This is a genomic window from Haemophilus sp. THUN1692, assembly GCF_059704395.1.
Genome location: NZ_AP046579.1, coordinates 846417 through 870113 on the forward strand (window position 1 = coordinate 846417; position 23697 = coordinate 870113).

24 protein-coding genes are annotated in these 23697 nt (G+C 37.6%); 14 read left to right on the forward strand and 10 right to left on the reverse strand.

Features of this window, described 5'->3' with window-relative positions; translation table 11 throughout:
* Window positions 1–12 precede the first annotated feature (12 nt).
* Together htpG and AC6H0A_RS04065 are read right to left on the reverse strand one after the other, a co-directional pair.
* Window positions 13–1893: a molecular chaperone HtpG gene (gene htpG / locus AC6H0A_RS04060; RefSeq protein WP_497512475.1), complete on the reverse strand. Its 1881-nt coding sequence runs from the start codon at window positions 1891–1893 to the stop codon at window positions 13–15.
* A gap of 121 nt (window positions 1894–2014) precedes the next feature.
* Window positions 2015–3076, reverse strand: a complete 1062-nt coding sequence (locus AC6H0A_RS04065) for an ABC transporter substrate-binding protein (protein ID WP_005643660.1) — start codon at window positions 3074–3076, stop codon at window positions 2015–2017.
* A 258-nt stretch (window positions 3077–3334) separates the two neighbouring features.
* Between AC6H0A_RS04065 and uvrD the strand changes: the two genes are divergently transcribed.
* The 5 genes from uvrD to AC6H0A_RS04090 all read left to right on the forward strand — a co-directional run bounded on the left by uvrD (window position 3335) and on the right by AC6H0A_RS04090 (window position 9494).
* Window positions 3335–5515 carry a DNA helicase II gene (gene uvrD, locus AC6H0A_RS04070; protein WP_005643658.1) on the forward strand — a complete coding sequence of 727 codons (2181 nt, stop codon included), beginning with the start codon at window positions 3335–3337 and terminating at the stop codon, window positions 5513–5515.
* Between the two features lie 87 nt (window positions 5516–5602).
* The gene (locus AC6H0A_RS04075) at window positions 5603–6604 is read left to right on the forward strand and encodes an ABC transporter permease subunit (protein ID WP_005643656.1); all 1002 of its coding nucleotides are present in this window, start codon (window positions 5603–5605) and stop codon (window positions 6602–6604) included.
* A 14-nt stretch (window positions 6605–6618) separates the two neighbouring features.
* Window positions 6619–7506 (forward strand): ABC transporter permease subunit, encoded by an 888-nt coding sequence (locus AC6H0A_RS04080; RefSeq protein WP_005643654.1) that lies wholly within the window; start codon window positions 6619–6621, stop codon window positions 7504–7506.
* A 9-nt stretch (window positions 7507–7515) separates the two neighbouring features.
* Window positions 7516–8508 carry a dipeptide ABC transporter ATP-binding protein gene (dppD, locus tag AC6H0A_RS04085; protein WP_179230812.1) on the forward strand — a complete coding sequence of 331 codons (993 nt, stop codon included), beginning with the start codon at window positions 7516–7518 and terminating at the stop codon, window positions 8506–8508.
* Between the two features lie 2 nt (window positions 8509–8510).
* Window positions 8511–9494, forward strand: coding sequence for a peptide ABC transporter ATP-binding protein (locus tag AC6H0A_RS04090; RefSeq protein WP_005643649.1), 984 nt, complete (start codon window positions 8511–8513; stop codon window positions 9492–9494).
* A gap of 28 nt (window positions 9495–9522) precedes the next feature.
* On the opposite strand, the gene AC6H0A_RS04095 is transcribed toward AC6H0A_RS04090, so the two are convergent.
* Window positions 9523–10329, reverse strand: a complete 807-nt coding sequence (locus AC6H0A_RS04095) for a DNA ligase (RefSeq protein WP_497512477.1) — start codon at window positions 10327–10329, stop codon at window positions 9523–9525.
* A 207-nt stretch (window positions 10330–10536) separates the two neighbouring features.
* Between AC6H0A_RS04095 and lpcA the strand changes: the two genes are divergently transcribed.
* The 5 genes from lpcA (at window position 10537) to artM (ending at window position 14068) form a co-directional block, all read left to right on the forward strand.
* A complete protein-coding gene (lpcA, locus tag AC6H0A_RS04100) occupies window positions 10537–11121 on the forward strand; it encodes a D-sedoheptulose 7-phosphate isomerase (protein ID WP_005643645.1) in 585 nt (194 codons plus the stop codon).
* Between the two features lie 126 nt (window positions 11122–11247).
* Complete coding sequence (artP, locus tag AC6H0A_RS04105; protein ID WP_179230813.1) at window positions 11248–11979, forward strand: arginine ABC transporter ATP-binding protein ArtP; 732 nt, start codon at window positions 11248–11250, stop codon at window positions 11977–11979.
* 17 nt (window positions 11980–11996) lie between these two features.
* Entirely contained in the window at window positions 11997–12716 is a 720-nt protein-coding gene (locus AC6H0A_RS04110; protein ID WP_005643640.1) for a lysine/arginine/ornithine ABC transporter substrate-binding protein, read from the forward strand.
* A gap of 3 nt (window positions 12717–12719) precedes the next feature.
* On the forward strand, window positions 12720–13385 hold the full coding sequence (gene artQ, locus AC6H0A_RS04115) for an arginine ABC transporter permease ArtQ (RefSeq protein ID WP_179230814.1): 666 nt from the start codon (window positions 12720–12722) through the stop codon (window positions 13383–13385).
* Window positions 13385–14068, forward strand: coding sequence for an arginine ABC transporter permease ArtM (artM, locus tag AC6H0A_RS04120; protein WP_005643637.1), 684 nt, complete (start codon window positions 13385–13387; stop codon window positions 14066–14068). The genes artQ and artM overlap by 1 nt, the downstream gene beginning before the upstream one ends.
* A 233-nt stretch (window positions 14069–14301) precedes the next feature.
* Here the strand turns inward: artM and AC6H0A_RS04125 are convergent, their stop codons facing one another.
* From AC6H0A_RS04125 to AC6H0A_RS04140, 4 genes are all read right to left on the reverse strand, one after another.
* The gene (locus AC6H0A_RS04125; RefSeq protein ID WP_005643636.1) at window positions 14302–14814 is read right to left on the reverse strand and encodes an opacity family porin; all 513 of its coding nucleotides are present in this window, start codon (window positions 14812–14814) and stop codon (window positions 14302–14304) included.
* 50 nt (window positions 14815–14864) lie between these two features.
* Window positions 14865–15380 (reverse strand): SprT family zinc-dependent metalloprotease, encoded by a 516-nt coding sequence (locus tag AC6H0A_RS04130; RefSeq protein ID WP_005643635.1) that lies wholly within the window; start codon window positions 15378–15380, stop codon window positions 14865–14867.
* A gap of 64 nt (window positions 15381–15444) precedes the next feature.
* Window positions 15445–16599, reverse strand: a complete 1155-nt coding sequence (gene metK, locus AC6H0A_RS04135; protein WP_005643633.1) for a methionine adenosyltransferase — start codon at window positions 16597–16599, stop codon at window positions 15445–15447.
* A gap of 84 nt (window positions 16600–16683) precedes the next feature.
* Window positions 16684–17265 carry an anthranilate synthase component II gene (locus AC6H0A_RS04140; protein WP_044233305.1) on the reverse strand — a complete coding sequence of 194 codons (582 nt, stop codon included), beginning with the start codon at window positions 17263–17265 and terminating at the stop codon, window positions 16684–16686.
* Window positions 17266–17321: 56 nt separating this feature from the next.
* On the opposite strand from AC6H0A_RS04140, the gene AC6H0A_RS04145 reads away from it, so the two are divergent.
* Together AC6H0A_RS04145 and AC6H0A_RS04150 are read left to right on the forward strand one after the other, a co-directional pair.
* A complete protein-coding gene (locus AC6H0A_RS04145) occupies window positions 17322–18293 on the forward strand; it encodes an aminodeoxychorismate synthase component I (RefSeq protein ID WP_005643631.1) in 972 nt (323 codons plus the stop codon).
* Window positions 18293–18859: an aminotransferase class IV family protein gene (locus AC6H0A_RS04150; RefSeq protein WP_005643630.1), complete on the forward strand. Its 567-nt coding sequence runs from the start codon at window positions 18293–18295 to the stop codon at window positions 18857–18859. Before AC6H0A_RS04145 ends, AC6H0A_RS04150 begins: the two co-directional genes overlap by 1 nt.
* 38 nt (window positions 18860–18897) lie before the next feature.
* On the opposite strand, the gene AC6H0A_RS04155 is transcribed toward AC6H0A_RS04150, so the two are convergent.
* On the reverse strand, window positions 18898–19242 hold the full coding sequence (locus AC6H0A_RS04155; protein WP_005643629.1) for a DUF496 family protein: 345 nt from the start codon (window positions 19240–19242) through the stop codon (window positions 18898–18900).
* A 186-nt stretch (window positions 19243–19428) separates the two neighbouring features.
* On the opposite strand from AC6H0A_RS04155, the gene serC reads away from it, so the two are divergent.
* Window positions 19429–20517: a 3-phosphoserine/phosphohydroxythreonine transaminase gene (serC, locus tag AC6H0A_RS04160; RefSeq protein WP_070047076.1), complete on the forward strand. Its 1089-nt coding sequence runs from the start codon at window positions 19429–19431 to the stop codon at window positions 20515–20517.
* 89 nt (window positions 20518–20606) lie between these two features.
* Window positions 20607–21707: a histidinol-phosphate transaminase gene (gene hisC, locus AC6H0A_RS04165; protein ID WP_005643627.1), complete on the forward strand. Its 1101-nt coding sequence runs from the start codon at window positions 20607–20609 to the stop codon at window positions 21705–21707.
* Between the two features lie 74 nt (window positions 21708–21781).
* Here hisC and grxD read toward each other — a convergent pair whose 3' ends face one another.
* Together grxD and ompA are read right to left on the reverse strand one after the other, a co-directional pair.
* Window positions 21782–22105 (reverse strand): Grx4 family monothiol glutaredoxin, encoded by a 324-nt coding sequence (gene grxD / locus AC6H0A_RS04170; protein ID WP_005643625.1) that lies wholly within the window; start codon window positions 22103–22105, stop codon window positions 21782–21784.
* A 150-nt stretch (window positions 22106–22255) separates the two neighbouring features.
* Complete coding sequence (ompA, locus tag AC6H0A_RS04175) at window positions 22256–23338, reverse strand: porin OmpA (protein WP_179230815.1); 1083 nt, start codon at window positions 23336–23338, stop codon at window positions 22256–22258.
* Window positions 23339–23697: the final 359 nt, after the last annotated feature.

The window sequence follows — 23697 nt, forward strand, 5'->3', positions numbered from 1 at the left end:
ATTTATTTTTAGTTAGCCTAATAATTTATTTATGCGTTTAATAAACGCAGCTGGATTTTCCAAAGATCCACGCTCTGCTAACATAGCTTGTTCAAGTAATAATTCCACCCAATCAGCAAATTCTGTTTCATCGGCAATATCCGCTACTTTTTTCACTAAATGGTGTTCTGGATTAAGTTCAAAAGTATATTTTACTTCTGGTACAGGTTGCCCTGCGGCGGCAAACAATTTCGCCATTTGGGTCGTCATTTGATCATTATCTGTAGAAACTACCGCTGGTGTATCCGTTAAATTGTGAGTTAAACGCACCGTTTTCACACGTTCGCCAAGCAAGTTTTTCACACGCTCAATAAAACTACCAAAGGCTTCATCTTGTTGTTTTTGCGTTTCAGATTCTTTATCCGCTAAATCGCCTAAATCCAAATCTGCTTTCGTGATACTTTGTAATGGTTTACCGTCAAATTCAGTTAAATAGCTTAACATCCATTCATCAATGCGATCGGAAAGCAATAAAACCTCAATGCCTTTTTTATTGAATAATTCCAAGTGCGGACTATTTTTCGCTGCAACATAACTATCCGCTGTAATGTAATAGATAGCTTTTTGCCCCTCTTTCATACGCGAGATATAATCTTCTAAAGAGACAGTTTGCTCGCTGCTATCATTATGCGTTGAAGCAAAACGCAATAACTTCGCTACAGTTTCTTTGTTAGCAAAATCTTCTGCAGGGCCTTCTTTCAAGACTAAACCAAACTCTTTCCAGAATTGAAGATATTTTTCTGCATCATCTTTTGCTAATTTTTCTAGCATTTGTAATGAACGCTTAGTTAATGCTTTGCGTAATGCAGCAGTAATTTTGTTATCCTGTAAAATTTCACGAGATACATTTAATGGCAAGTCATTGCTATCGATTAAACCACGCATAAAACGTAGATAATTCGGCATAAATTGCTCAGCATCATCCATAATAAATACACGTTGAACATAAAGTTTTAAGCCGTGTTTATGCTCGCGATTAAATAAATCCCAAGGTGCTTTAACTGGCACATAAAGCAAACTAGTATATGCTTGATTTCCTTCAACTTTGTTATGCGCCCAAGTGACAGGATCAGCAAAATCATGGCTTAAGTGTTTATAAAACTCTTTGTATTCCTCATCGGAAACATCATCTTTAGAACGCGTCCAAAGTGCATCGGATTTATTAATTTTCTCCCATTTCTCACCGCACTCTTTGCCTTCATCATCGTATTCTTTCGTCAGCATTTCCACTGGCAAGCCAATATGGTCAGAATATTTACCGATAATTTCACGTAAATGCCATTCGTTTAAAAATTCTTTTTCATCTTCACGTAAATGTAAAATCACATCTGTACCACGGGATTTTTTCTCAATATCCGCAACAGAATATTCGCCTTCGCCCGCAGATTCCCAAAGTACGGCTTTATTCGCCTCTTCACCAGCCGCTCTAGTTTTTACAGTCACTTTATCTGCCACAATAAAAGCTGAATAAAAACCTACACCAAATTGCCCAATAAGTTGGCTATTTTTTGCTTGGTCTTGGCCAAGTGCGGTTAAAAATTCTTTTGTTCCTGATTTTGCAATCGTCCCCAAATGATCGATGACTTGCTCACGAGTCATACCAATGCCGTTATCACTAATCGTGATAGTTCCTTTATCCGCATCAAAGCTAACACGCACACGTAAGTCGCCATCACCTTCATATAAAGCAGGGTTGGAAAGTGCTTTAAAGCGTAATTTATCTGCTGCATCAGAGGCATTAGAAATTAATTCACGTAAGAAAATTTCTTTGTTGGAATACAAAGAATGAATCATTAATTGGAGAAGTTGTTTGACTTCTGATTGGAAGCCGCGAGTTTCTTGATTTTGTGACATAATTTTTTCCTTCATAAAGATAAAAATTGAACGTCACAGATATAAGAATAAAAAAAAAGATTTCAAGGGGAAAAGCAAAGTGCGGTGAATTTTCACCGCACTTTTATCAAGCTAGCATCAATTACTCTTTTCTTTCCTTCACATTTTCAACCCAGCGTTCTATTAATCGTTTCGCCTCTTGATCCGAACCAAATTTGATGAAATCAATATCAAGTAATTTAAGTTTTGCCGGCTCTGAAAGATGCGGATGCGCTTTAGCATGAATATTTGTTGGCAGTTGGTAAGAATCAGCCTCACGCCAAGGAATTTCTTGAGCTTCAGCAGAAAGAACAAAATCGACAAAGCGCTTAGCATTATCTAAATTGCGCCCATTTTTAATGATACTGACCGCCCCTAACGTATAGCCTGTGCCTTCGCAAGGTAAAGCACCAATAACCGGTGCGCCTTTATCCTTTTCACGCACATAAGTATGCATAAAACCAATATCAACTGCGGCTGCACCCGTAGAAATATTAGCCGTTGCTAATCCAGTTTTCGTGTATTGAGCAATGTTTTTATCAAGTTCTTTCAAATAAGCAAAGGCTTTATCTTCGCCCATAATTTCAATTAAAGTTGTAAGAATGGTGTAGCCTGTGCCCGATACTCGAGGATCTGGATATTGAATTAACCCTTTAAATTCTGGTTTTAATAAATCAGCATAACATTGAGGCTTCGCGATATTTTTTTCAGCTAGCAGTTTTTCGTTCATCCCAATGCCAAGTTCCATAAGATAAATAATCGATGTGGTATCGCCACGTTGTTCAGTCAGCTTTTTGAATTGAGGCATAATTTCTTTTTGCAGAGGTGAACGATAAGTTTCTAACAAACCAGCATCTCGAGCCTGAAAGTGCGGTTCCAATGTACCGCCATACCACACATCTGCTTGTGGATTTTCTTTTTCGGCTTTGATTTTGCCTAATACAGTCCCTGTGCTATTACGCACAAACTGAGTGTCCACATTATATTTTTTGCTAAAAGCGTGAGCGACTTTTTCACAAGTCGTGTTTTGGACGCTGCAATAAAGCACTAATTTGCCTTCCGCTTGAGCAGGGGTTGATAAACTTAATCCTAATAAGCCGCAACCAAGCACGCTGGAAAGTGCGGTCAATTTAAAAGAATTTTTTAAAGAAAAAGAGAGTTTCATGATGCATCCTTACTTATATGAATACAGAAAAAAGTAAGTCAGCCCTTTAAGGAGGAGAGATTAGTTTCCTATGCCAGTGCTAACTGTTTCAGGTTCACGGGTATTTTCTCAGCGATGTCCGCACCCCGACTAACCGCGAATCAATATAAGTTGTAATACTATTTTTGTAAAGTCGGATAAGTTTATGATTTTCTTGATTGTGATATAAAAAAATTAGACTTATAATTCCTGTAAATTTGAACAGATAAAAATTTCATCATGGATATTTCTGAATTACTTGACGGACTTAACGATAAACAACGCGAAGCCGTAGCAGCCCCTCTTGGTAATAACTTAGTGCTAGCAGGTGCAGGCTCTGGCAAAACGCGTGTATTGACGCACCGCATCGCTTGGTTAATTGCGGTAGAAAATATTTCTGAAGGCAGCATTATGGCGGTGACGTTTACCAATAAAGCAGCCGCAGAAATGCGTCATCGTATTCAAGCTACCCTTGCCAAACACGCACAACATCAATTATTTGGTATGTGGATTGGAACCTTCCACAGCATTGCCCATCGATTGTTGCGAGCCCATCATTTAGATGTGGGATTGCCACAAGATTTCCAAATTTTAGATTCAGAAGATCAACTTCGTTTAATTAAACGGTTATTAAAACTATATAATTTTGATGAAAAAGCTTTTCCGCCGAAACAAGCTTGTTGGTACATCAATAACAAAAAAGATGAAGGCTTGCGATCAAACGACATTGAAGATTTTAATGATCGTCAAGAGCGTGAATGGATTAAAATTTATAAGATCTATCAAGACACTTGCGATCGCGCAGGATTGGTCGATTTTGCTGAATTATTAATTCGAGCCTATGAATTATTTGAGAAAAAACCATTAATTTTGCAACGTTATCAACAACGTTTTCAGCATATTTTGGTGGATGAGTTTCAAGATACCAATAAAATTCAATATAAGTGGATTAAAATTCTCGCGGGAGAAACAGGCAAAGTCATGATCGTAGGCGATGACGATCAATCTATATACGGTTGGCGTGGCGCACAAATCGAAAATATTCAAAAATTCTTGAAAGATTTCAACGCAGAAACAATTCGCCTTGAACAAAACTATCGTTCTACCGCCAATATCCTAAACAGCGCAAATGAATTAATTGCAAACAATAGTGATCGTCTCGGTAAAAATTTATGGACAGAGGGAGAAAAAGGCGATCCTGTGGGCATCTATGCCGCTTTTAATGAATTGGACGAAGCAAAATTTGTTGCTTCACAAATTCAGGATTGGGTAGAACATGGCGGAAAACTTGATGATTGTGCTGTACTTTATCGTAGTAATAGTCAATCTCGCGTTATTGAAGAAGCCTTAATTCGTTGTCAAATTCCATATCGTATTTATGGCGGTATGCGTTTCTTCGAACGTCAAGAAATTAAAGATGCTTTGGCCTATCTTCGTTTGATTAATAATCGTCAAGATGATGCCGCTTTTGAGCGTGTAATTAATACGCCTACCCGTGGCATTGGCGACCGCACTTTAGATATATTGCGCAACTTAACCCGCGAACGCCAAATTACCTTATGGCAAGCAGTACAAGTTGCGACACAAGAAAATATGTTGGCTGGGCGAGCCTCAACAGCATTATTGCGTTTCCAAGAATTAATTAATTCACTACAACTTGATACCGCAGAAATGCCGCTTTTCGCACAAGCTGATTTTGTGATTAAACATTCGGGTTTATATGAAATGTATAAACAAGAAAAAGGTGAAAAAGGCGAAGTGCGTATTGAAAACTTGGAAGAATTAGTTACCGCAACCCGTGAATTCATCAAGCCTGATGATGCTGAAGATGTGACAGAGCTCACCGCCTTTTTAACTCATGCCTCTTTAGAAGCAGGTGAAGAACAAGCCTCGCCGCATCAATCTTGTGTAGAAATGATGACGTTGCACTCTGCAAAAGGCTTAGAATTTCCTCGTGTATTTATGGTGGGCGTAGAAGAAGGATTATTCCCAAGTTTCCGTTCTTTTGAAGAACCAGGGCGTTTAGAAGAAGAACGTCGTTTAGCTTATGTCGGTATTACTCGCGCGAAGAAAAAACTGACCATCTCTTATGCGGAAAGCCGTCGGTTATATGCAAAAGAAGAACGCCATTTGCCATCACGTTTTATCGCAGAATTACCGAGAGAATGTATCCAAGAAATTCGTTTACGAGGAACTGTCATGCGCGCAATGAATCTAGCAAAAGTCGGTTCATTGTCTAATACAAGTGCGGGCGAAAATGAATGGAAAATGGGTCAAAAAGTCAAACATGAAAAATTCGGTTTTGGCACAGTCATTAATGTCGAAGGATCAGATAACAATACTCGCCTCCAAATTGCCTTCCAAGCGCAAGGCATTAAATGGCTCATTGCACATTTGGCAAAACTGGAAAAAGTGCGGTAGAATCCAAGAGAGTTTTACTTCTACCGATTAATTTCTTTGAAAAGTGCGGTGAATTTTAACTGCACTTTTTTGTATTTGAGTGATTGAATGTTTAAATTTTTCTTCAAACGTATCTTAATGGTAATTCCAACTTTTATTGCCATTACTTTTATCACTTTTGCCCTTGTGCATTTTATTCCTGGCGATCCAGTTGAAATAATGATGGGAGAACGTGGCTTAACACCTGAAATACATCAACAAATGATGCATCAATTAGGATTAAATCTTCCTTTGCATGAACAATATTTTCATTATATTGCTAAAGTGCTACAAGGTGATTTTGGGGCATCATTCCGCACTCAACAACCAGTTCTTACTGAATTCTTTACACTTTTCCCTGCCACAGCTGAATTAGCATTTTTTGCGTTATTTTGGTCGTTATTAGGCGGAGTAATTTTAGGCACGATTGCTGCAGTAAAAAAAGACAGTTGGATTTCTCACACAGTTACAGCTGCATCACTCACAGGTTATTCTATGCCAATTTTCTGGTGGGGATTGATTTTAATTTTATACGTTTCACCACAACTCGGTTTACCGCAAGGTGGACGTTTAGATAATGGATTTTGGATCGATACACCAACAGGATTTATGCTCATTGATAGCTGGCTTTCTGGTATGCCCGGTGCCTTCGAAAATGCGATTAAATCGTTAATTCTTCCTGCAATCGTCCTAGGCACTGTTCCTCTCGCCATTATTACTCGTATGACACGATCTGCGATGTTGGAAGTATTAGGCGAAGATTACATTCGCACAGCAAAAGCAAAAGGCCTAAGTTATACTCGAATCGTCATTGTTCATGCATTGCGTAATGCGTTAATTCCTGTTGTCACTGTGGTCGGATTAATCGTTGGTCAATTGCTTTCCGGTGCCGTACTGACAGAAACCATTTTCTCATGGCCGGGAATTGGAAAATGGATTATTGATGCGATTCAAGCGCGCGATTATCCAGTATTACAGGGTTCTGTACTGATTATTGCGACGATTATTATTGTGGTGAATTTAACCGTCGATTTACTTTACGGCGTGGTCAATCCGCGTATCCGTCATTAATTGTAGGAGAAATTATGTCTGACACGCCTTCAACTTTCGCGCCAAAAACGCCCTTGCAAGAATTTTGGTTTTACTTCAAACAAAACCGAGACGCGCTAATCGGTTTAACCTTTATTGTGATTGTTGCCTTAATCAGCATTCTCGCGCCTTATATTGCGCCTTTTGATCCAACAGAACAAAATCGTACCGCACTTTTACTGCCTCCCGCTTGGTATGAAGGCGGCAATCCAGCCTATTTACTCGGAACAGATGATATTGGGCGAGATATCCTTTCTCGCATCATTTACGGAACGCGAATTTCCGTCTTTGCGGGATTTGTCATTGTATTACTATCTTGTGCCTTTGGTACCAGCCTTGGCTTGATTTCTGGCTATTATGGCGGCGTGCTAGATACAATTATCATTCGCCTAATTGATATTATGCTCGCGATTCCAAACTTGCTCTTGACGATTGTGGTCGTCTCTATTTTAGAGCCATCACTCGCCAATGCCACTTTAGCGATCGCCGTTGTATCGATTCCTAGCTATGTGCGTTTGACTCGAGCAGCCGTGATGAATGAAAAAAATCGTGATTATGTCACCTCGTCTAAAGTCGCTGGCGCAGGTGTTCTTCGCCTCATGTTTATTGTGATTTTACCAAACTGTTTGGCACCCTTGATTGTGCAAATGACAATGGGAATTTCCAATGCGATCTTAGAACTCGCGACACTTGGTTTCTTAGGCATTGGTGCAAAACCACCAACACCTGAGCTTGGCACAATGCTTTCAGAAGCACGTGGTTTTATGCAAGCAGCAAACTGGTTGGTTACAATTCCTGGCTTAGTTATTTTATCTTTAGTGCTCGCCTTTAACTTAATGGGTGATGGCTTGCGGGATGCACTAGATCCAAAACTCAAACAATAGGAAAACAGAATGGCATTATTAGACGTAAAAGAACTTTCTGTTCACTTTGGCGATAAAAATACGCTATTTAAAGCAGTGGATCGCATCAGCTATCAAGTCGCACAAGGCGAAGTGCTTGGCATTGTGGGAGAATCGGGGTCAGGGAAATCTGTGAGTTCTCTCGCAATTATGGGGCTAATTGATCATCCAGGACGTGTATCGGCAGAATCCTTGCAATTTGAAAATACCAATTTACTCACTTTAGAGAGTAAAGCTAAACGCCAGCTTATTGGTGCTGATGTTGCGATGATTTTCCAAGATCCGATGACAAGCTTGAATCCTGCTTATACCGTCGGTTTCCAAATTATGGAGGCGTTAAAAACTCATGAAGGCGGTACAAAAAAGGCAAGAAAAGACCGCACTTTAGAGCTTTTAAGATTGGTCGGTATCCCAGATCCTGAATCTCGAATTGATGTTTATCCTCATCAGCTTTCTGGCGGAATGAGTCAGCGTGTGATGATTGCGATGGCAATTGCTTGTAAACCTAAATTATTGATTGCTGACGAGCCAACTACTGCGCTAGATGTCACTATTCAAGCACAAATTATGGAACTCTTACTCGAATTGCAGAAAAAAGAATGCATGTCGCTGATTTTGATTACCCATGATCTTGCGCTTGTTTCTGAAGCTACAGATCGAATTATCGTAATGTATGCAGGACAAATCGTTGAAGAAGGCACTGCAAAAGATATTTTCCGCGAGCCAAAACATCCTTACACTCAGGCCTTGTTACGTTCATTACCTGAATTTGCAGAAGGAAAATCTCGCTTAGCGTCATTACAAGGTGTAGTACCTGGAAAATACGATCGCCCAACAGGCTGCTTATTAAATCCTCGCTGCCCTTATGCAACCGAATACTGTCGACAAGTCGAACCTCAATTGCATCATATCGGTTCGCGTAAAGTAAAATGCCATACTCCGCTGAACGAGCAAGGCAATCCCGTTGAATATCAAGGAGCTTAATAATGACGAATGAAGTAAAAGAAAATGCGCCATTATTAAATGCGATTGGCTTAAAAAAATATTACCCTGTAAAAAAAGGCTTATTTGCAAAACCACAGCAAGTAAAAGCGTTAGATGGTGTCTCTTTTCAGCTTGAACGAGGTAAAACTTTAGCTGTCGTGGGGGAATCAGGTTGTGGAAAATCAACGCTAGGGCGTTTGCTAACCATGATTGAACAACCAACGGAAGGCAAATTGTATTACAAAGGGCACAATTTTTTAGAAAATGCTCCTGAAACAAAGGCGCTGCGTCGTAAAAAAATTCAAATTGTTTTCCAAAATCCTTATGCGTCATTAAATCCACGCAAAAAAATTGGTTCAATTTTGGAAGAACCATTGATCATCAATACAAAACTTTCTGCCAAAGAACGTCGAGAAAAAGTCTTATCAATGATGGAAAAAGTAGGATTACGCGCTGAATTTTATGATCGTTATCCTCACATGTTCTCAGGCGGACAACGCCAGCGTATTGCCATCGCTCGTGGTTTAATGTTAGATCCTGATGTTGTCGTTGCCGATGAGCCTGTTTCTGCATTGGATGTTTCCGTGCGTGCGCAAGTACTGAATTTAATGATGGATTTACAAGATGAATTAGGCTTGTCTTACGTGTTCATTTCACACGATCTTTCTGTGGTAGAGCATATCGCCGATGAAGTGATGGTGATGTATCTAGGTCGTTGTGTCGAAAAAGGGACAACAGAGCAAATCTTCTCTAATCCTCAACATCCTTATACCAAAGCGTTACTTTCAGCAACACCACGTTTGTCACCAAACTTGCGCCGTGAGCGTATTAAGCTGACAGGCGAATTACCAAGCCCGATTAATCCGCCAAAAGGCTGTGCATTTAATCCTCGTTGTTGGAAAGCGACAGAAAAATGTCGTGAAAATCAACCACACTTGGAACAACATACTGATGGAAAATTAATCGCTTGTTTCCATATTGATTAAATTCATTTTGTCAGATTTACAAATAGGTTCATTTTTTCTCTCGCCAATAGGTTGCAAATCGAGGTTTTCCACTATTCGTAAGGCCTCGATATTTATAAGTAATCAAGGATCCTATCGGAGGGGGATTTTCTCGTTCGTTTAAATTAAAACCCGAACCGATTTTAAATTCTCCCCGATGATTTTTACAAGTTAAAGCGCCCATCACATTTTCAAATTGTCCTTTGCTTTTATGGTATGCAATAACCGTACATTCTTCATCTTGAGTTGTTTTCAATTTTAAAATCCGATGGGTACGTTTTCGTTCATAAGGTGCATGAGGATCTCGAACAACGACGCCTTCCCCCTTCAAAGATTCGATTTGATTAAGAAACTCATATAAATGCGCTTTATCTCTTACTGGAATTTGTTCAATAATTTCAATATAAGTCGTAGAATGTTCAAGTAAATACGCTTTCAATTTAGCCAAACGATCAAATAAATTGCCTTCTGCATCAGGCACATCAAAAACATACAATTTCAGTTTTTCCCAACTATCGCCTTTAAAAGATTTTGTGATTGATGAAATTTCCTCAAAATGATTTCGCTCACTAAATAATTCACCATCAATCGCAAAAGGCGGAAAATCCTTAGTGAAATAGGCTGGCGGTGATAAACGTTGCCCTTGTCGAGTTAATAATTGCTTTCCATCCCAATAACCGCGTACACCATCTAACTTTTCAGACATCACCCAACCTTCTATTGATTGATTATCGTAGGTATGAAGAAGCATTAAATCTGTGTTAGCCAAAGCGAAAGAGCTCACGAAGAAAAGTAACAAAGTGCAGTAAAATTTCATGACGTTTTTGTAAATTTAAGTGCTGGTCATTTTTCTCAGAATACGTTTATCAGGAATAATCCCAAAGCACGTAAATTCATTATTACGATCTAAATCGCAAAAAATCATTACTTCATCGGAAAAAGATGAATTTTTATTTACGCTAGCGAAGAATGTTTATCTGCTATACAATGCCATCGCGATTTTATTCCCAATAAGGAGCAATCAATGTATTTAGAGCAAATAAAAGCGGAACTTGTGGAAGCACAAGATGTATTAAACAAATTTATTTCTGACGAAAATAACATTAAATTAATTCAAGAAGCAGCATTATTAATTTCCAACAGCTTCAAACAAGGAGGCAAAGTGCTTTCTTGTGGTAATGGCGGTTCGCACTGTGATGCGATGCATTTTGCAGAAGAATTAACAGGTCGTTATCGTGAAAATCGTCCTGGCTACCCTGCCATTGCAATTTCAGATGTAAGTCATTTAAGCTGTGTAAGTAATGACTTTGGCTATGAATATGTCTTTTCACGCTATGTTGAAGCAGTAGGTCAAAAAGGTGACGTGTTATTCGGTTTATCAACCTCTGGCAATTCAAAAAACATTTTAAACGCCATTGAAGCGGCAAAAGCAAAAGGCATGAAAGTCATTGCAATGACAGGCAAAGATGGCGGAAAAATGGCAGGATTAGCAGATGTTGAAATTCGCGTACCCCATTTCAGTTATGCAGATCGTATTCAAGAAATCCATATCAAAGTTATTCATATTTTAATGATGTTAATTGAGTTTGAAATGGCAAAACAAGCCTAAAGTGCGGTTGATTTCAAGCGAGTTTTTAAAATCCCAAAATTTTTTGGGATTTTTTATTAATTGCACTTGCATAATTATGCATAAAAATGTAATATTTTTTCATCTTATAAAGCATAGAGAAGAAAAATGGCTATTCGTGTTAAAAATCTCAATTTCTTTTACGGTTCATCACAAGCGTTATTTGATATTAACCTTGAAGCAGAAGAAGGCGATACCGTTGTGTTGCTGGGTCCAAGTGGCGCAGGCAAAAGTACATTAATTCGTACATTAAATTTGTTAGAAGTGCCAAAATCTGGCGAATTAAGCATTGCAAACAATGAATTTAATTTATCTAACGCAATGGCAAATCCCAAAGCAATCAGACAACTACGTCAAGATGTAGGAATGGTGTTTCAACAATATCATCTTTGGCCGCACTTAACGGTAATTGAAAACTTAATTGAAGCACCAATGAAAGTACGTGGTGTGAGTGAAAATGAAGCTAAAGCCGATGCAATGGAATTGTTAAAACGTTTACGTTTAGAACAACTTGCCGATCGCTTTCCATTACATTTATCAGGCGGTCAGCAACAACGTGTTGCAATAGCCCGCGCACTGATGATGAAACCACAAGTTCTGTTATTTGATGAACCAACGGCTGCATTAGATCCAGAAATTACGGCGCAAGTTGTAGATATTATTAAAGAATTACAAGAAACTGGCATTACGCAAGTGATTGTAACCCACGAAGTCAATGTGGCGCAAAAAGTGGCGACAAAAGTCGTCTATATGGAACAAGGTAAAATCGTCGAAATGGGCTCGGCAGATTGCTTTGAAAATCCAAAAACGGAACAATTTAAACACTATCTTTCTCACTAGAAAATAAGGAGCTTACGATGAAAAAAACATTATTAACTACCATTTTATTGGGATCATCTATTGCTGCAAGCGCACAAGAGCTTACTTTTGCGATGGAACCTAGCTATCCACCATTTGAAACCACAAATGAACAAGGCGAAATTATCGGGTTTGATGTTGATGTGGCGAATGCAATTTGTCAAGAAATTCAAGCAACCTGTAAATTCAAAGGGGAAGCCTTTGATGCGTTAATTCCAAATTTAAAAGCAAAACGTTTTGATGCTTCAATTTCCGCTATTGATATTACTGATGCTCGTGCAAAACAGGTTTTATTCTCTGATGCGTATTACGACAGCACAGCAAGCTATGTTGCTCTTAAAGGCAAAGCGACATTAAAAAGTGCAAAAAATGTAGGTGTTCAAAATGGCACCACATTCCAACAATATACCGTAGCGGAAACCAAGCAATATAGTCCAAAATCCTATGCAAGTTTACAAAGCGCAATTTTAGACTTAAAGAGCGGTAGAATTGATATGATTTTTGGTGATACCGCAGTACTTGCAGATATGATTAGCAAAGAACCAGAAATGCAATTTATTGGCGAAAAAGTAGCAAATAAAAAATATTTTGGTAATGGTTTAGGCATTGCGATGCATAAATCAAATAAAGAATTAGCAGAGCAATTAAACAAAGGTTTAGCTGCAATTAAAGCAAATGGTGAATACCAAAAAATCTATGATAAATGGATGACAAAATAATCTATGAGTTATGATTTTCTTTCTTTGATGCTTACCGCAGCCCTAATGACTTTAGGGCTTGCGGTCTGTTCATTAATCCTAGGATTATTTTTAAGCCTAATTTTTGCCGTACTTGAAGCAAATCGTTTTGTTGGTAAACCAACGGCAGTACTCATTGCCTTGTTGCGTGGCTTACCTGAAATTCTCGTTGTCTTACTCGTGTATTTTGGTTCTACTGAATTAGTAGAAATGCTAACAGGAGAATACATTGAATTTGAGGCATTTGGCTGCGGTGTATTTGCACTTTCTCTTATTTTTGCAGCTTATGCTTCACAAACATTACGTGGTGCAATTCAAGCTATCCCGAAAGGTCAATGGGAATCAGGTGCAGCCCTAGGGTTAAGCAAAAGCTATACCTTTATTCACATTGTTATGCCACAAGTATGGCGTCACGCTTTACCGGGTTTAAGCAATCAATGGCTTGTATTACTAAAAGATACGGCATTGGTTTCATTAATTGGCGTAGATGATTTAATGCGCCAAGCGGATCTGATTAATACCAACACTCATCAGCCTTTTACTTGGTACAGTATTGCTGCGTTAATTTATTTAGCGGTAACATTAATTAGCCAAGTTGGTATTCGAAAATTAGAGCTACGTTTTACTCGTTTTGAAAGGGGTGTGAAATAATGTTTCAAGAATATTTAAGCGTGATCGCACAAGGGATTCCAACGAGTTTGTTGCTGACAGTCGTATCGTTGCTGATTGCCTTCTGTTTGGCATTATTTCTCACCTTTTTGCTTTCAATGGAAAACAAATGGGTAAAAATAGCGGTTAATTTATACCTTACTTTATTCACTGGTACGCCACTGTTAGTACAGTTCTTTTTAATTTATGCAGGACCAGGCCAATTCCAATGGATTATTGACAGCCCATTATGGTATGTCTTATCCAATGCCTGGTTCTGTGCTGCATTAGCTTTAGCGCTAAACAGTGCAGCCTACTCTACCCAATTATTTCATGGTGCTGTGAAAGCTATTCCAAAAGGACAATGGGAAAGTTGTGTCGCATTAGGACTAAACCGCATACAAACTTTAAAAGTTTTAATTCCTTATGCCTTAAAACGTGCATTGCCGTCTTACAGTAACGAAATCATTTTGGTATTTAAAGGCACGGCATTAGCATCTACTATTACGATTATGGATATTATGGGTTACGCTCGCCAACTTTATGGCACAGAATATGATGCACTGACAATTTACGGCATTACGGGCGGTATCTATTTAATTATTACGGGTATTGCAACTTTATTGCTACGTAAATTAGAGAAAAAAGTGTTGGCATTTGAACGTTTTGAAGTAAGAAAAGCATAAAGTGCGGTAAAATCTTTAGTCATTTTTAAATCCCAACCTAGGTTGGGATTTTTTATATTTTAATGTGATAGTTTTCTCAAACAACTATTGAAAAATAAGATTTCTCGAGAATTTTTAACCGCACTTTTGGTCAACTATTTTCTACTCCGCCCTAAAACGAATAACGGTGATCGCCTTAGACGATCACCGTTAAATTAAAGTGTTTAATAAAAGGATTTTACGTATTGTAAAAATTAGAATCCGTAACCCACACCAACTTTCGCACCATAGTTATTAACTTTGGTATTATCAAAACTACCTAGACGATTGTATTCAACACCGCCATTTGCATACCAGTTACCATCTAATTTATATTTAGCACCCGCTACAACACCATAGCCAATTTTAGTTTCAGAAGAACTTTTATATACTTGGTTAGCTCTATTATCATATTTGAATTGGTTAGCTGCAACACGAGCACCTACATAAGGTTCAACTTTAGAATTTGTATCAAAATCATATAATACTGATGCACCTAAACCGTGAATTGTCGCACCATCAACTTTTCCATGATGAGTATAATCACCCGCAACACGCGTATTTCCTAATTTATAACCAACCGCTACACGAGGTTCAATTCGAGTATTATTACTACCGTTTGCTTTAGTTTGAGATAAACCGATATCGCCTTCAGCATAGATATTCGCATTTGCAACAGAAGCAAAGGCAAATGCACCAACAATAACTGCTAATAAAGATTTTTTCATTGGATAACTCCTTTATTTATTGAATAAACTGGGAAAATATATCACAAAAATTATTCTGTTTCATCGACAAAAACTAATTTTCCCTTACATTTTCTACATAAATATTCAATCTTTTCTCTTACTATTCTATTATGTCGGCGAATACTTAGAAAATGTGGTTGGCACGCACAACGATATTCAAAGGTTTTACCCTGCACATTTTTTATATCAAATTGATGGCAAGTATCCGCAGGAAGCTTAAAAATTTCATTCATTACAAGCTGCCACTCTTTCCCATGAGGTTTTACACGACCAAACATTTGATACACAATCAAATGCGCAAGCTCATGTGGCACGACTTGTCGAATAAATTCATCCGAATTTTCTAATAACAAAGTGCGGTTAAATTTTATTTCATTTTTTTGTAGGTAAGCCACGCCTGCTTTTATTCCACGCAACTCATAATTTACCTCAGGCATTGTAAATTTTCGCTTAAAATAAGCCTCAGCAAGCTGCAAAGATTGATTCAATTTACGTTGCACTTGCATTTTTAAATGACGAAATGGAATTTGCTCTATTGATGTCATGATTGAAAAGAAAAAACCGCTAGATAAGCGGCTTTTATATAATTTACTAAATTAAAAAATAAGATTATTTTAATCCTGCTGCAACACGTAATTCTGCTGCACGATCCACTTTTTCCCAAGGGAATTGCTCACGACCGAAATGACCATAAGCTGCCGTTTCACGATAGATTGGTTGAATTAAATCTAACATTTTAATCAAGCCATAAGGACGTAAATCAAAGAATTCACGAACTAATGACACTAATAATTCATTCGCAACTTTTCCAGTTCCAAAGGTTTCGACCATAATAGATGTTGGATCAGCCACACCAATTGCATAAGAAAGTTGGATTTCACAACGGTCTGCCAAACCAGCTGCAACAATATTTTTTGCGACATAACGTGCAGCATAAGCTGCTGAACGGTCAACTTTAGATGGATCTTTTCCTGAGAATGCGCCACCACCGTGACGAGCGGCACCACCGTAAGTATCTACGATAATTTTACGACCAGTTAAACCACAATCCCCCATAGGTCCACCAATAACAAAACGGCCAGTCGGGTTAATGAAGAATTTTGTTTCTTTAGAAAGCCATTCGCTTGGTAATACAGGTTTGATAATTTCTTCCATCACACCTTCATGTAAATCTTTTTGGCTAACTTCTTCAGAATGTTGAGTAGAAAGCACAACCGCATCCACACCAATAATTTTATTATCTTCATATTTTAACGTTACTTGGCTTTTTGCATCTGGGCGTAACCATGCTAATTTACCGCTTTTACGCACTTCAGCTTGTTTTTCCATTAAACGATGTGCATAAGTAATAGCCGCTGGCATTAATACATCCGTTTCATTGGTAGCATAACCAAACATAATACCTTGGTCGCCTGCGCCTTGATCTAATGGATTTTCACGATCAACGCCTTGATTAATATCTGCAGATTGTTTACCAATCGCATTAAGCACCGCACAAGAATGACCATCAAACCCCATTTCAGAATGTTCATAACCAATATCACAAATCACTTTACGCGTTAAATTCTCAATATCGACCCATGCTGATGTTGTAATTTCACCGCCCACCAATGCCATACCAGTTTTTACATAAGTCTCACAAGCTACACGTGCTTTTGGATCTTGTTTTAGGATTTCATCAAGTACTGCATCAGAAATTTGATCGGCAATTTTATCTGGATGCCCTTCAGATACAGATTCAGATGTAAATAAATAGCTAGACATATTTTCTCTCTTTTTCTTTTAAATTTAGATGTATTGACGTATAGACGGCTATAATACGTATTTTTGCTTAATAAGCAAGCGCTATTATTGATTAATCGTCGTAGGAATAGTCAACCAATTACGCAAAATTTGCTCTCCAAAGTCTGACATATAAGATTCTGGATGAAACTGGACACTATAAATTGGTAAAGATTTATGCTGCATAGCCATCACTACATCTTCATCACAAAGTGCGGTAATTTCTAGGCTATGAGGAAAATCTTCTTCCTGTACTGCCCAAGAATGGTATAAACCGATATTAAATTCAGTTGGAAGATCAAAAAACAATGGGGAATTTGACCGCACTTTTAATGTTCTTTTCTGCCCGTGACGAACTTTCTCTAAGTTATACAATGTACCGCCAAAAAATTCACATAAGGTTTGATGCCCTAAACACACACCTAAAATAGATCTCTGCTGATAATATTTTTCCAACATGGAAAAAAGTTGTGGATAAGCGCGTGGCACATCGGGTCCTGGCGAAATCAATATATGACTATAGTTCTCCGCTGTATTTTCTTTCAAATCTTCCACGTTTAAAACGTCATAAGGCACATTTAATTTTCGAATTAAATCCACCAAGTTAAAAGTAAAAGAATCGTGATTATTAATGATGAGTAATTTCATAACCGCTCGGTATTCGTTATAATCGTGCAATTTTACGCAAAATAACATAAAGCACAATGCAACATTTTATTAAACAGGCTAATCATTATGGCAAACAACGCACGCCATTTTTCTTTCTTATTGATTTTGAAAAAGAAAAACCCTTGATTTGTCCTCTCGAAAATTCTGCACAACAAGGCATTTATTTTGATATTTTAGGGAAAAGAAATAGCACAATTTTCCCACAACCTCTCCCTCTTAATTTTACCAAACATCCAATGCCCTTCTCGCGTTATCAACAAGGTTTTGAACTTGTTCAAAGTGAATTGCAAAAAGGCAATTCTTATTTATTAAATCTCACCTACCCCACTGAAATTTCAGGTAATCTGTCACTTGAACAGATTTTTTATCAAACCAATGCGCCTTATAAATTGTGGTTACAAGATCAATTTGTTTGCTTTTCGCCTGAATGTTTTGTCAATATTCGTGACAACAATATTTTTACCTATCCCATGAAAGGGACAATTAATGCGTCTCTGCCCGATGCAGAAAATCAGTTACTCACAAATGAAAAAGAACAACGCGAGCATCACACAATTGTTGATTTAATGCGTAATGATTTATCCATGGTGGCAGAACACATTCAAGTGAAAAAATTTCGTTATATCGATCGCATCAAAACCCAGAAAGGCGAAATACTACAAACCAGTTCTGAAATTTGCGGAAAATTGAATGAAAACTGGCAAAATCAAATTGGGGATATTTTAGCGAAACTCTTGCCTGCTGGTTCCATAAGTGGCGCCCCAAAAGAAAAAACCATGCAAATTATTCAACAAGCAGAAAAACAAAAACGCGGTCATTACACAGGAATTTTTGGCATATTTGATGGTAAAACACTACAAAGTGCGGTGGCAATTCGATTTATTTCTCAAGTAGATGAAAAATTTTATTTTCATAGTGGAGGGGGAATTACCATTCATAGCAATGTGCAAGATGAATATGAAGAATTGTTAGAAAAAGTCTATTTACCGATTGAAGGTGCTGATTAATGTATCCTCTATTTGAAACCCTTTGTATTGAAAACGGGAAAATTCAAAATATCGATTTACACCAAGCGCGATATGAACGTAGTTTGCGTGAATATTATGGCAAAAGTGCGGTGAAAATTTTTAATCTTTTTTCACTCATTCAGCTTCCTGTTCCCTTACAAAATCGATTAGTTCGCTGCCGCATTGATTACAATGCCGAAACTACACAAATTCAATATTTTGAATACCATCGAAAAATTTACCGCACTTTTCAACCTGTAATTTGTGATGATATCGAATATGGCTTGAAATATTCTGATCGCAGTTTAATTAATACATTGTTTGCTCAACGTGGTGCTTGTGATGAAATTATTATTATCAAAAATGGAAAAGTGACAGATTGTTCCATTGGTAATTTAATTTTCCGCCAAGAGAAAAAATGGTACACACCTGATACTCCATTGCTTTTAGGCACACAACGAGAAATATTATTACAAGAAGGGAAAATTCAAGAATGCACAATATTCCAAGAAGATATTGTCAATTTTGATGAAATTAAAATCATTAATGCAATGAATAGCTTATAAAAATAAGCCGACTAATTCAGGCGGCTATTTTATTACAATTATTTTTCAGAATTTTTCAACAATTCCGCATGCGCTTTTTTCTGACTTTTCATTTTCGCACTAATCTCACGACATTGCGTAGAAAGCTCTGCATTGCGAATCGTATAATCATCGACACGACCTTCATAGTCATCGCGCATACTTTCAATAATTCCACGCACCTCTTCAATGGTCATATCATCACGAATGTATTGATTTAAGTTATCTAACAATAATACGCGTTTTTGATTGTCACGGATTTTACGATTATTGTCTTCCATGTCGCGCTTAATTTTGTTTTTCGAACGATACATACGCACGTATTCCAACACTTCTTGGAAAGATTGCTTGTTTACAGTTTCCATAATGACTCTCTTTTAGTAAGAAAATTGATAGCGGTAATGTAGCCTCTTTTTGGTAATTCGTCAAAAGCTGAAAGTAAATTTTGTGAGTCAGCTCAAAAAAATTTTTTATTTACCGAAAAAGCGTTTGATTCTCTGCTTTTCTAGTGATAAAACAGATTCAACTATCTACAAAAATAAGGAAACACAATGTCACAAGTCTTTAATTTTAGCGCTGGCCCAGCGATGATTTTTCCAGAAGTGCTACAAAAAGCACAAGGTGAACTGACAAACTGGCTCAATCAAGGCGTATCCGTGATGGAGGTGAGCCATCGCGGTAAATATTTCATGGAACTTATTGCTCAAGCAGAAAAAGATCTACGTGAGGTTTACAGTATTCCTGATAACTATCGCGTACTTTTCTTACAAGGTGGTGCTCGCGGTCAATTTGCAGCGATTCCTATGAACTTAATCGGTAAAAAAGGCAAAGCCCTTTATTTAAATAGTGGGCATTGGTCAGCGACTGCAGCAAAAGAAGCGAGAAATTTCACAGAAATTGATGAAATCACTATTGTAGAAAATGGCGAGCAGACACGAATTACCGATCTTGATTTTAGCCATATCGCTGAGCAATATGACTACGTTCATTATTGCCCAAATGAAACTATCAGTGGAGTAGAGATTTTTGATGTACCAAATGTGGGAAATGCCGTATTGGTCGCTGATATGTCTTCAAATATTCTTTCACGCCAAATCGATATCAGTAAATTTGGGGTAATTTATGCAGGTGCTCAAAAAAATCTTGGCCCTGCAGGCATTACATTAGTCATTATTCGTGATGATTTGATCGGTCATGCGCGTAAAGAAACCCCATCTATTTGGAATTATGCGACTCAACGTGATGCAGACTCAATGATCAATACACCGCCAACATTTGCTTGGTATTTATGTTCCCTCGTATTTAAACATCTTAAAGAGATGGGTGGCTTAGCCGTGATCGCAAAACGTAATGCGCTAAAAGCACAAACGCTTTATGATTATATTGATTCGAGCAAACTTTACCACAATGTTGTAGCAAAAAAAAACCGCTCAACAATGAATGTCACTTTCATCACAGGCAATCCTGAATTAGATGCAAAATTTGTCGCAGAGTCTACTGCTGCGGGCTTGCAAGCCTTGAAAGGTCACAAGGTTTTAGGTGGAATGCGTGCGTCTATTTACAATGCAATGACACAAGAAGGCGTTGAGGCACTCATTTCATTTATGAAAAAATTTGAAGCTGAAAATCTTCCTCAATAGTTAAAGAATATTTTCAATGGGCGTATTTACTACGCCCCAATTTACTTGAAAATAAATCCTAATCCACATCAATATTTTCAAATAACACTATGCAATACATCAACATTGCCAATCGTGGCGTAAAATCCTTATCACCTTACCAAGCTGGCAAACCCATTGAAGAATTAGAACGCGAACTTGGTATTACCAATATCGTTAAACTGGCCTCAAACGAAAACCCATTTGGTTTTCCAGAAAGTGCAAAAAAAGCAATTTTCGAACAATTAGATAAACTGACTCGTTATCCTGATGCGAATGGCTTTGAACTAAAACAGACTATCGCAAAGAAATTTGACATTCAACCAAATCAAATTACGCTCGGAAATGGCTCAAATGATTTATTAGAACTTTTTGCTCACACTTTCGCAACCGAAGGCGATGAAATCATTTATTCACAATATGCCTTTATTGTTTATCCTTTAGTAACTAAAGCGATAAATGCAGTTGCAAAAGAAATTCCGGCTAAAAATTGGGGGCATGATTTACAAGGATTTTTGACCGCACTTTCTGATAAAACAAAGCTCATTTACATTGCTAATCCCAATAATCCAACGGGCAATTTTTTAACGTCACAAGAAATTGAAGATTTTTTAGCAGAAGTTCCCCCAAATGTAGTCGTGATATTAGATGAAGCCTACACTGAATTTACCAGATCTGAAGAACGAGTGAACTCCTTCCGTTTATTAAAAAAATATTCAAATTTAATTATTTCACGCACTCTTTCTAAAGCCTATGGCTTAGCGGGCTTACGCATTGGTTATGCGGTATCTAATCCTGAAATCGCAGATTTATTAAATCGAGTTCGACAACCATTTAACTGTAATTCTTTAGCATTAGCCGCTGCAGTTGCCGTAATGAATGACGATGAATTTGTTGAGAAAGTAGCTGAAAATAATCGAGTAGAAATGAGACGTTATGAAGACTTTTGTCAACGTCATCAATTAGAATATATTCCTTCCAAAGGAAATTTTATAACGATTGATTTCAAACAACCTGCAGCCCCAATTTATGATGCATTATTATATGAAGGCGTAATTGTTCGACCAATTGCTGGGTATGGCATGCCGAATCATTTGCGCATAAGTATTGGTTTACCTGAGGAAAATGATCGATTTTTTACCGCACTTTCTAAGGTATTAAAACTTGCCTAGACTATGTGTTCAATAAAAAATAAATTTATTTGTATAAAAAACCCGCTATAAGCGGGTTTCATTTTTCTCATATCTTAAGCGTGTTTTGCTGCAACTTCAGATAATAAAGTTTGTAATTCACCAGATTGATACATCTCTAAAATGATATCACAACCACCAATTAATTCTCCCTCTACCCATAATTGCGGAAAAGTTGGCCAGTTTGCATATGCTGGTAATTCAGCACGAATATCTGGATGTTGCAAAATATCTACATAACCAAAAGGTACTTTACAATTCATCAATGCTTCAGATGCACGAGCAGAAAAGCCACAGGATGGTAATTTTGGTGAACCTTTCATATAAATAAGAATTGGATTTTCACTAATTTGCTTTTTGATTTTGTCTAAGGTTTCCATAATGTTCCCTATAAATAAATGAGGACCGCATTCTATCATAAGTTAAAACTTGATTGAAATGCTTGGTTTTAGATTCATATAAGACAAAAGGCCTAAACCGAAGTTTAAGCCTTTTGCTGTATTTAATCTTTCGTTAAACGAACACTAAAATTATTTAGTACCGTTAACTGCGATTTCTACACGACGGTCTGGAGCAAGACATGCGATAAGCGCTTTACGACCTTTAACTTGGTCACAAGTTGCGCCAGTCACTGGATTTGCTTTACCGTAACCAGTTGCAGAGATTGCATCTGCAGAAACACCTTTAGCTACGAAGTAGTTAGCTACAGTCTCAGCACGTTGTTGAGAAAGTTTAACGTTGAACGCATCAGAACCGATACGGTCAGTATAACCAGCAACAGCTACTTTAGCGCTGTTAACTTGTGCGATTTCACCGTAGATACCATCTAAAGCTGCTTGAGCTTGTGGTTTTAAGTTTGCTTTACCGAATGCGAAATTCACATCAGAGTTTAAGTTGAAAGTTTTGCTTACAACTTCAGGTGCTGCAACAACTGGCGCTGCACCTTGGCCGAAACGGTAAGAAACGCCAGCGTTGATAGAACCAATCCATGGGTTGTAATCTACAGAGCTGTTGTGAGTTTCTTGAGTACGCAATTTACCTACGCGAGTTAACCATTGGTATTCTAAACGAACTGCTAACTCTGGTAATACTGCGTATTCTGCACCGACTGCAAATAAGCCAGAGGTACGTAAGCTGTGACGACTATTTGCACGTTTGCGAGCACCATTTGCATCGTAGAATTTATAGTCAGAACGAACTAAAGCAACACCTGCTTTACCGTAAACATCTAAACCATTTAACACTTCGTAGCTACCTTTAAAGCTTAAGTGAGCACCGTGGTTAGTATGTTTTATTGATGTTTTACCAGGACTAGGTTCTTTGAATTTAACACGACCGAAATCATCGTAACCTAATTCAACCGCTAAACCTAAGTTATCACGATTTAAGATTTGGTAACCACCAAATACACCATAAGTGAAAGAATTACGGTTATAACCATAATTATCAAGACCTAATATGTCAGCAATAAAACTGTTTTTGCTAATACCATCGTGGAAAGATGCTTGACCAGCTTTAACACCTGCATAGAAAGTGTTTTCTTGTGGAGCTGCTTGAGCTATTGAAGCTGCTGCTAAACCAGCAACTACTAATGTGATTGCAGTTTTTTTCATTTTGATGTCCTCTATTTAGCCATCGAATAGTAATAAAAAGTGTCCTTGTTTATACTGAACTTTTAATTAAAGTTACATTCTAAACAGTCGCTTAACTAGGGTTTTGAATTTGCCCTACTTTTTACCTTTTGACAAATTCAATTCCTTTGTTTACGCCAAAGGAACGTTCAAAAGTGCGCTTATTATCCTATAAAAATCGAAAAGATCAAATTCTTTTGAACTTTTTGTTCGTTTTTTACTCAAAAATACGCTTTTCTTGACTCATTTACTCCATAAAACACTTCTTAAAAACGCTTAAAATCTAATTCGACATTATTCGCACCTTAAGATATTATCGAGAGCATCCAGCTATTTATGCC

Coding starts and splice junctions, on each gene's coding strand:
- hisC (WP_005643627.1), top strand. CDS start 20,607: ATGCAATACATCAACATTGCCAATCGTGGCGTAAAATCCTTATCACCT.
- uvrD (WP_005643658.1), top strand. CDS start 3,335: ATGGATATTTCTGAATTACTTGACGGACTTAACGATAAACAACGCGAA.
- AC6H0A_RS04125 (WP_005643636.1), bottom strand. CDS start 14,814: ATGAAAAAATCTTTATTAGCAGTTATTGTTGGTGCATTTGCCTTTGCT.
- AC6H0A_RS04110 (WP_005643640.1), top strand. CDS start 11,997: ATGAAAAAAACATTATTAACTACCATTTTATTGGGATCATCTATTGCT.
- grxD (WP_005643625.1), bottom strand. CDS start 22,105: ATGGAAACCTTAGACAAAATCAAAAAGCAAATTAGTGAAAATCCAATT.
- serC (WP_070047076.1), top strand. CDS start 19,429: ATGTCACAAGTCTTTAATTTTAGCGCTGGCCCAGCGATGATTTTTCCA.
- AC6H0A_RS04150 (WP_005643630.1), top strand. CDS start 18,293: ATGTATCCTCTATTTGAAACCCTTTGTATTGAAAACGGGAAAATTCAA.
- ompA (WP_179230815.1), bottom strand. CDS start 23,338: ATGAAAAAAACTGCAATCACATTAGTAGTTGCTGGTTTAGCAGCAGCT.
- AC6H0A_RS04130 (WP_005643635.1), bottom strand. CDS start 15,380: ATGACATCAATAGAGCAAATTCCATTTCGTCATTTAAAAATGCAAGTG.
- artP (WP_179230813.1), top strand. CDS start 11,248: ATGGCTATTCGTGTTAAAAATCTCAATTTCTTTTACGGTTCATCACAA.
- AC6H0A_RS04155 (WP_005643629.1), bottom strand. CDS start 19,242: ATGGAAACTGTAAACAAGCAATCTTTCCAAGAAGTGTTGGAATACGTG.
- AC6H0A_RS04065 (WP_005643660.1), bottom strand. CDS start 3,076: ATGAAACTCTCTTTTTCTTTAAAAAATTCTTTTAAATTGACCGCACTT.
- artQ (WP_179230814.1), top strand. CDS start 12,720: ATGAGTTATGATTTTCTTTCTTTGATGCTTACCGCAGCCCTAATGACT.
- artM (WP_005643637.1), top strand. CDS start 13,385: ATGTTTCAAGAATATTTAAGCGTGATCGCACAAGGGATTCCAACGAGT.
- dppD (WP_179230812.1), top strand. CDS start 7,516: ATGGCATTATTAGACGTAAAAGAACTTTCTGTTCACTTTGGCGATAAA.
- metK (WP_005643633.1), bottom strand. CDS start 16,599: ATGTCTAGCTATTTATTTACATCTGAATCTGTATCTGAAGGGCATCCA.
- AC6H0A_RS04080 (WP_005643654.1), top strand. CDS start 6,619: ATGTCTGACACGCCTTCAACTTTCGCGCCAAAAACGCCCTTGCAAGAA.
- AC6H0A_RS04075 (WP_005643656.1), top strand. CDS start 5,603: ATGTTTAAATTTTTCTTCAAACGTATCTTAATGGTAATTCCAACTTTT.
- AC6H0A_RS04145 (WP_005643631.1), top strand. CDS start 17,322: ATGCAACATTTTATTAAACAGGCTAATCATTATGGCAAACAACGCACG.
- AC6H0A_RS04090 (WP_005643649.1), top strand. CDS start 8,511: ATGACGAATGAAGTAAAAGAAAATGCGCCATTATTAAATGCGATTGGC.
- lpcA (WP_005643645.1), top strand. CDS start 10,537: ATGTATTTAGAGCAAATAAAAGCGGAACTTGTGGAAGCACAAGATGTA.
- AC6H0A_RS04095 (WP_497512477.1), bottom strand. CDS start 10,329: ATGAAATTTTACTGCACTTTGTTACTTTTCTTCGTGAGCTCTTTCGCT.
- htpG (WP_497512475.1), bottom strand. CDS start 1,893: ATGTCACAAAATCAAGAAACTCGCGGCTTCCAATCAGAAGTCAAACAA.
- AC6H0A_RS04140 (WP_044233305.1), bottom strand. CDS start 17,265: ATGAAATTACTCATCATTAATAATCACGATTCTTTTACTTTTAACTTG.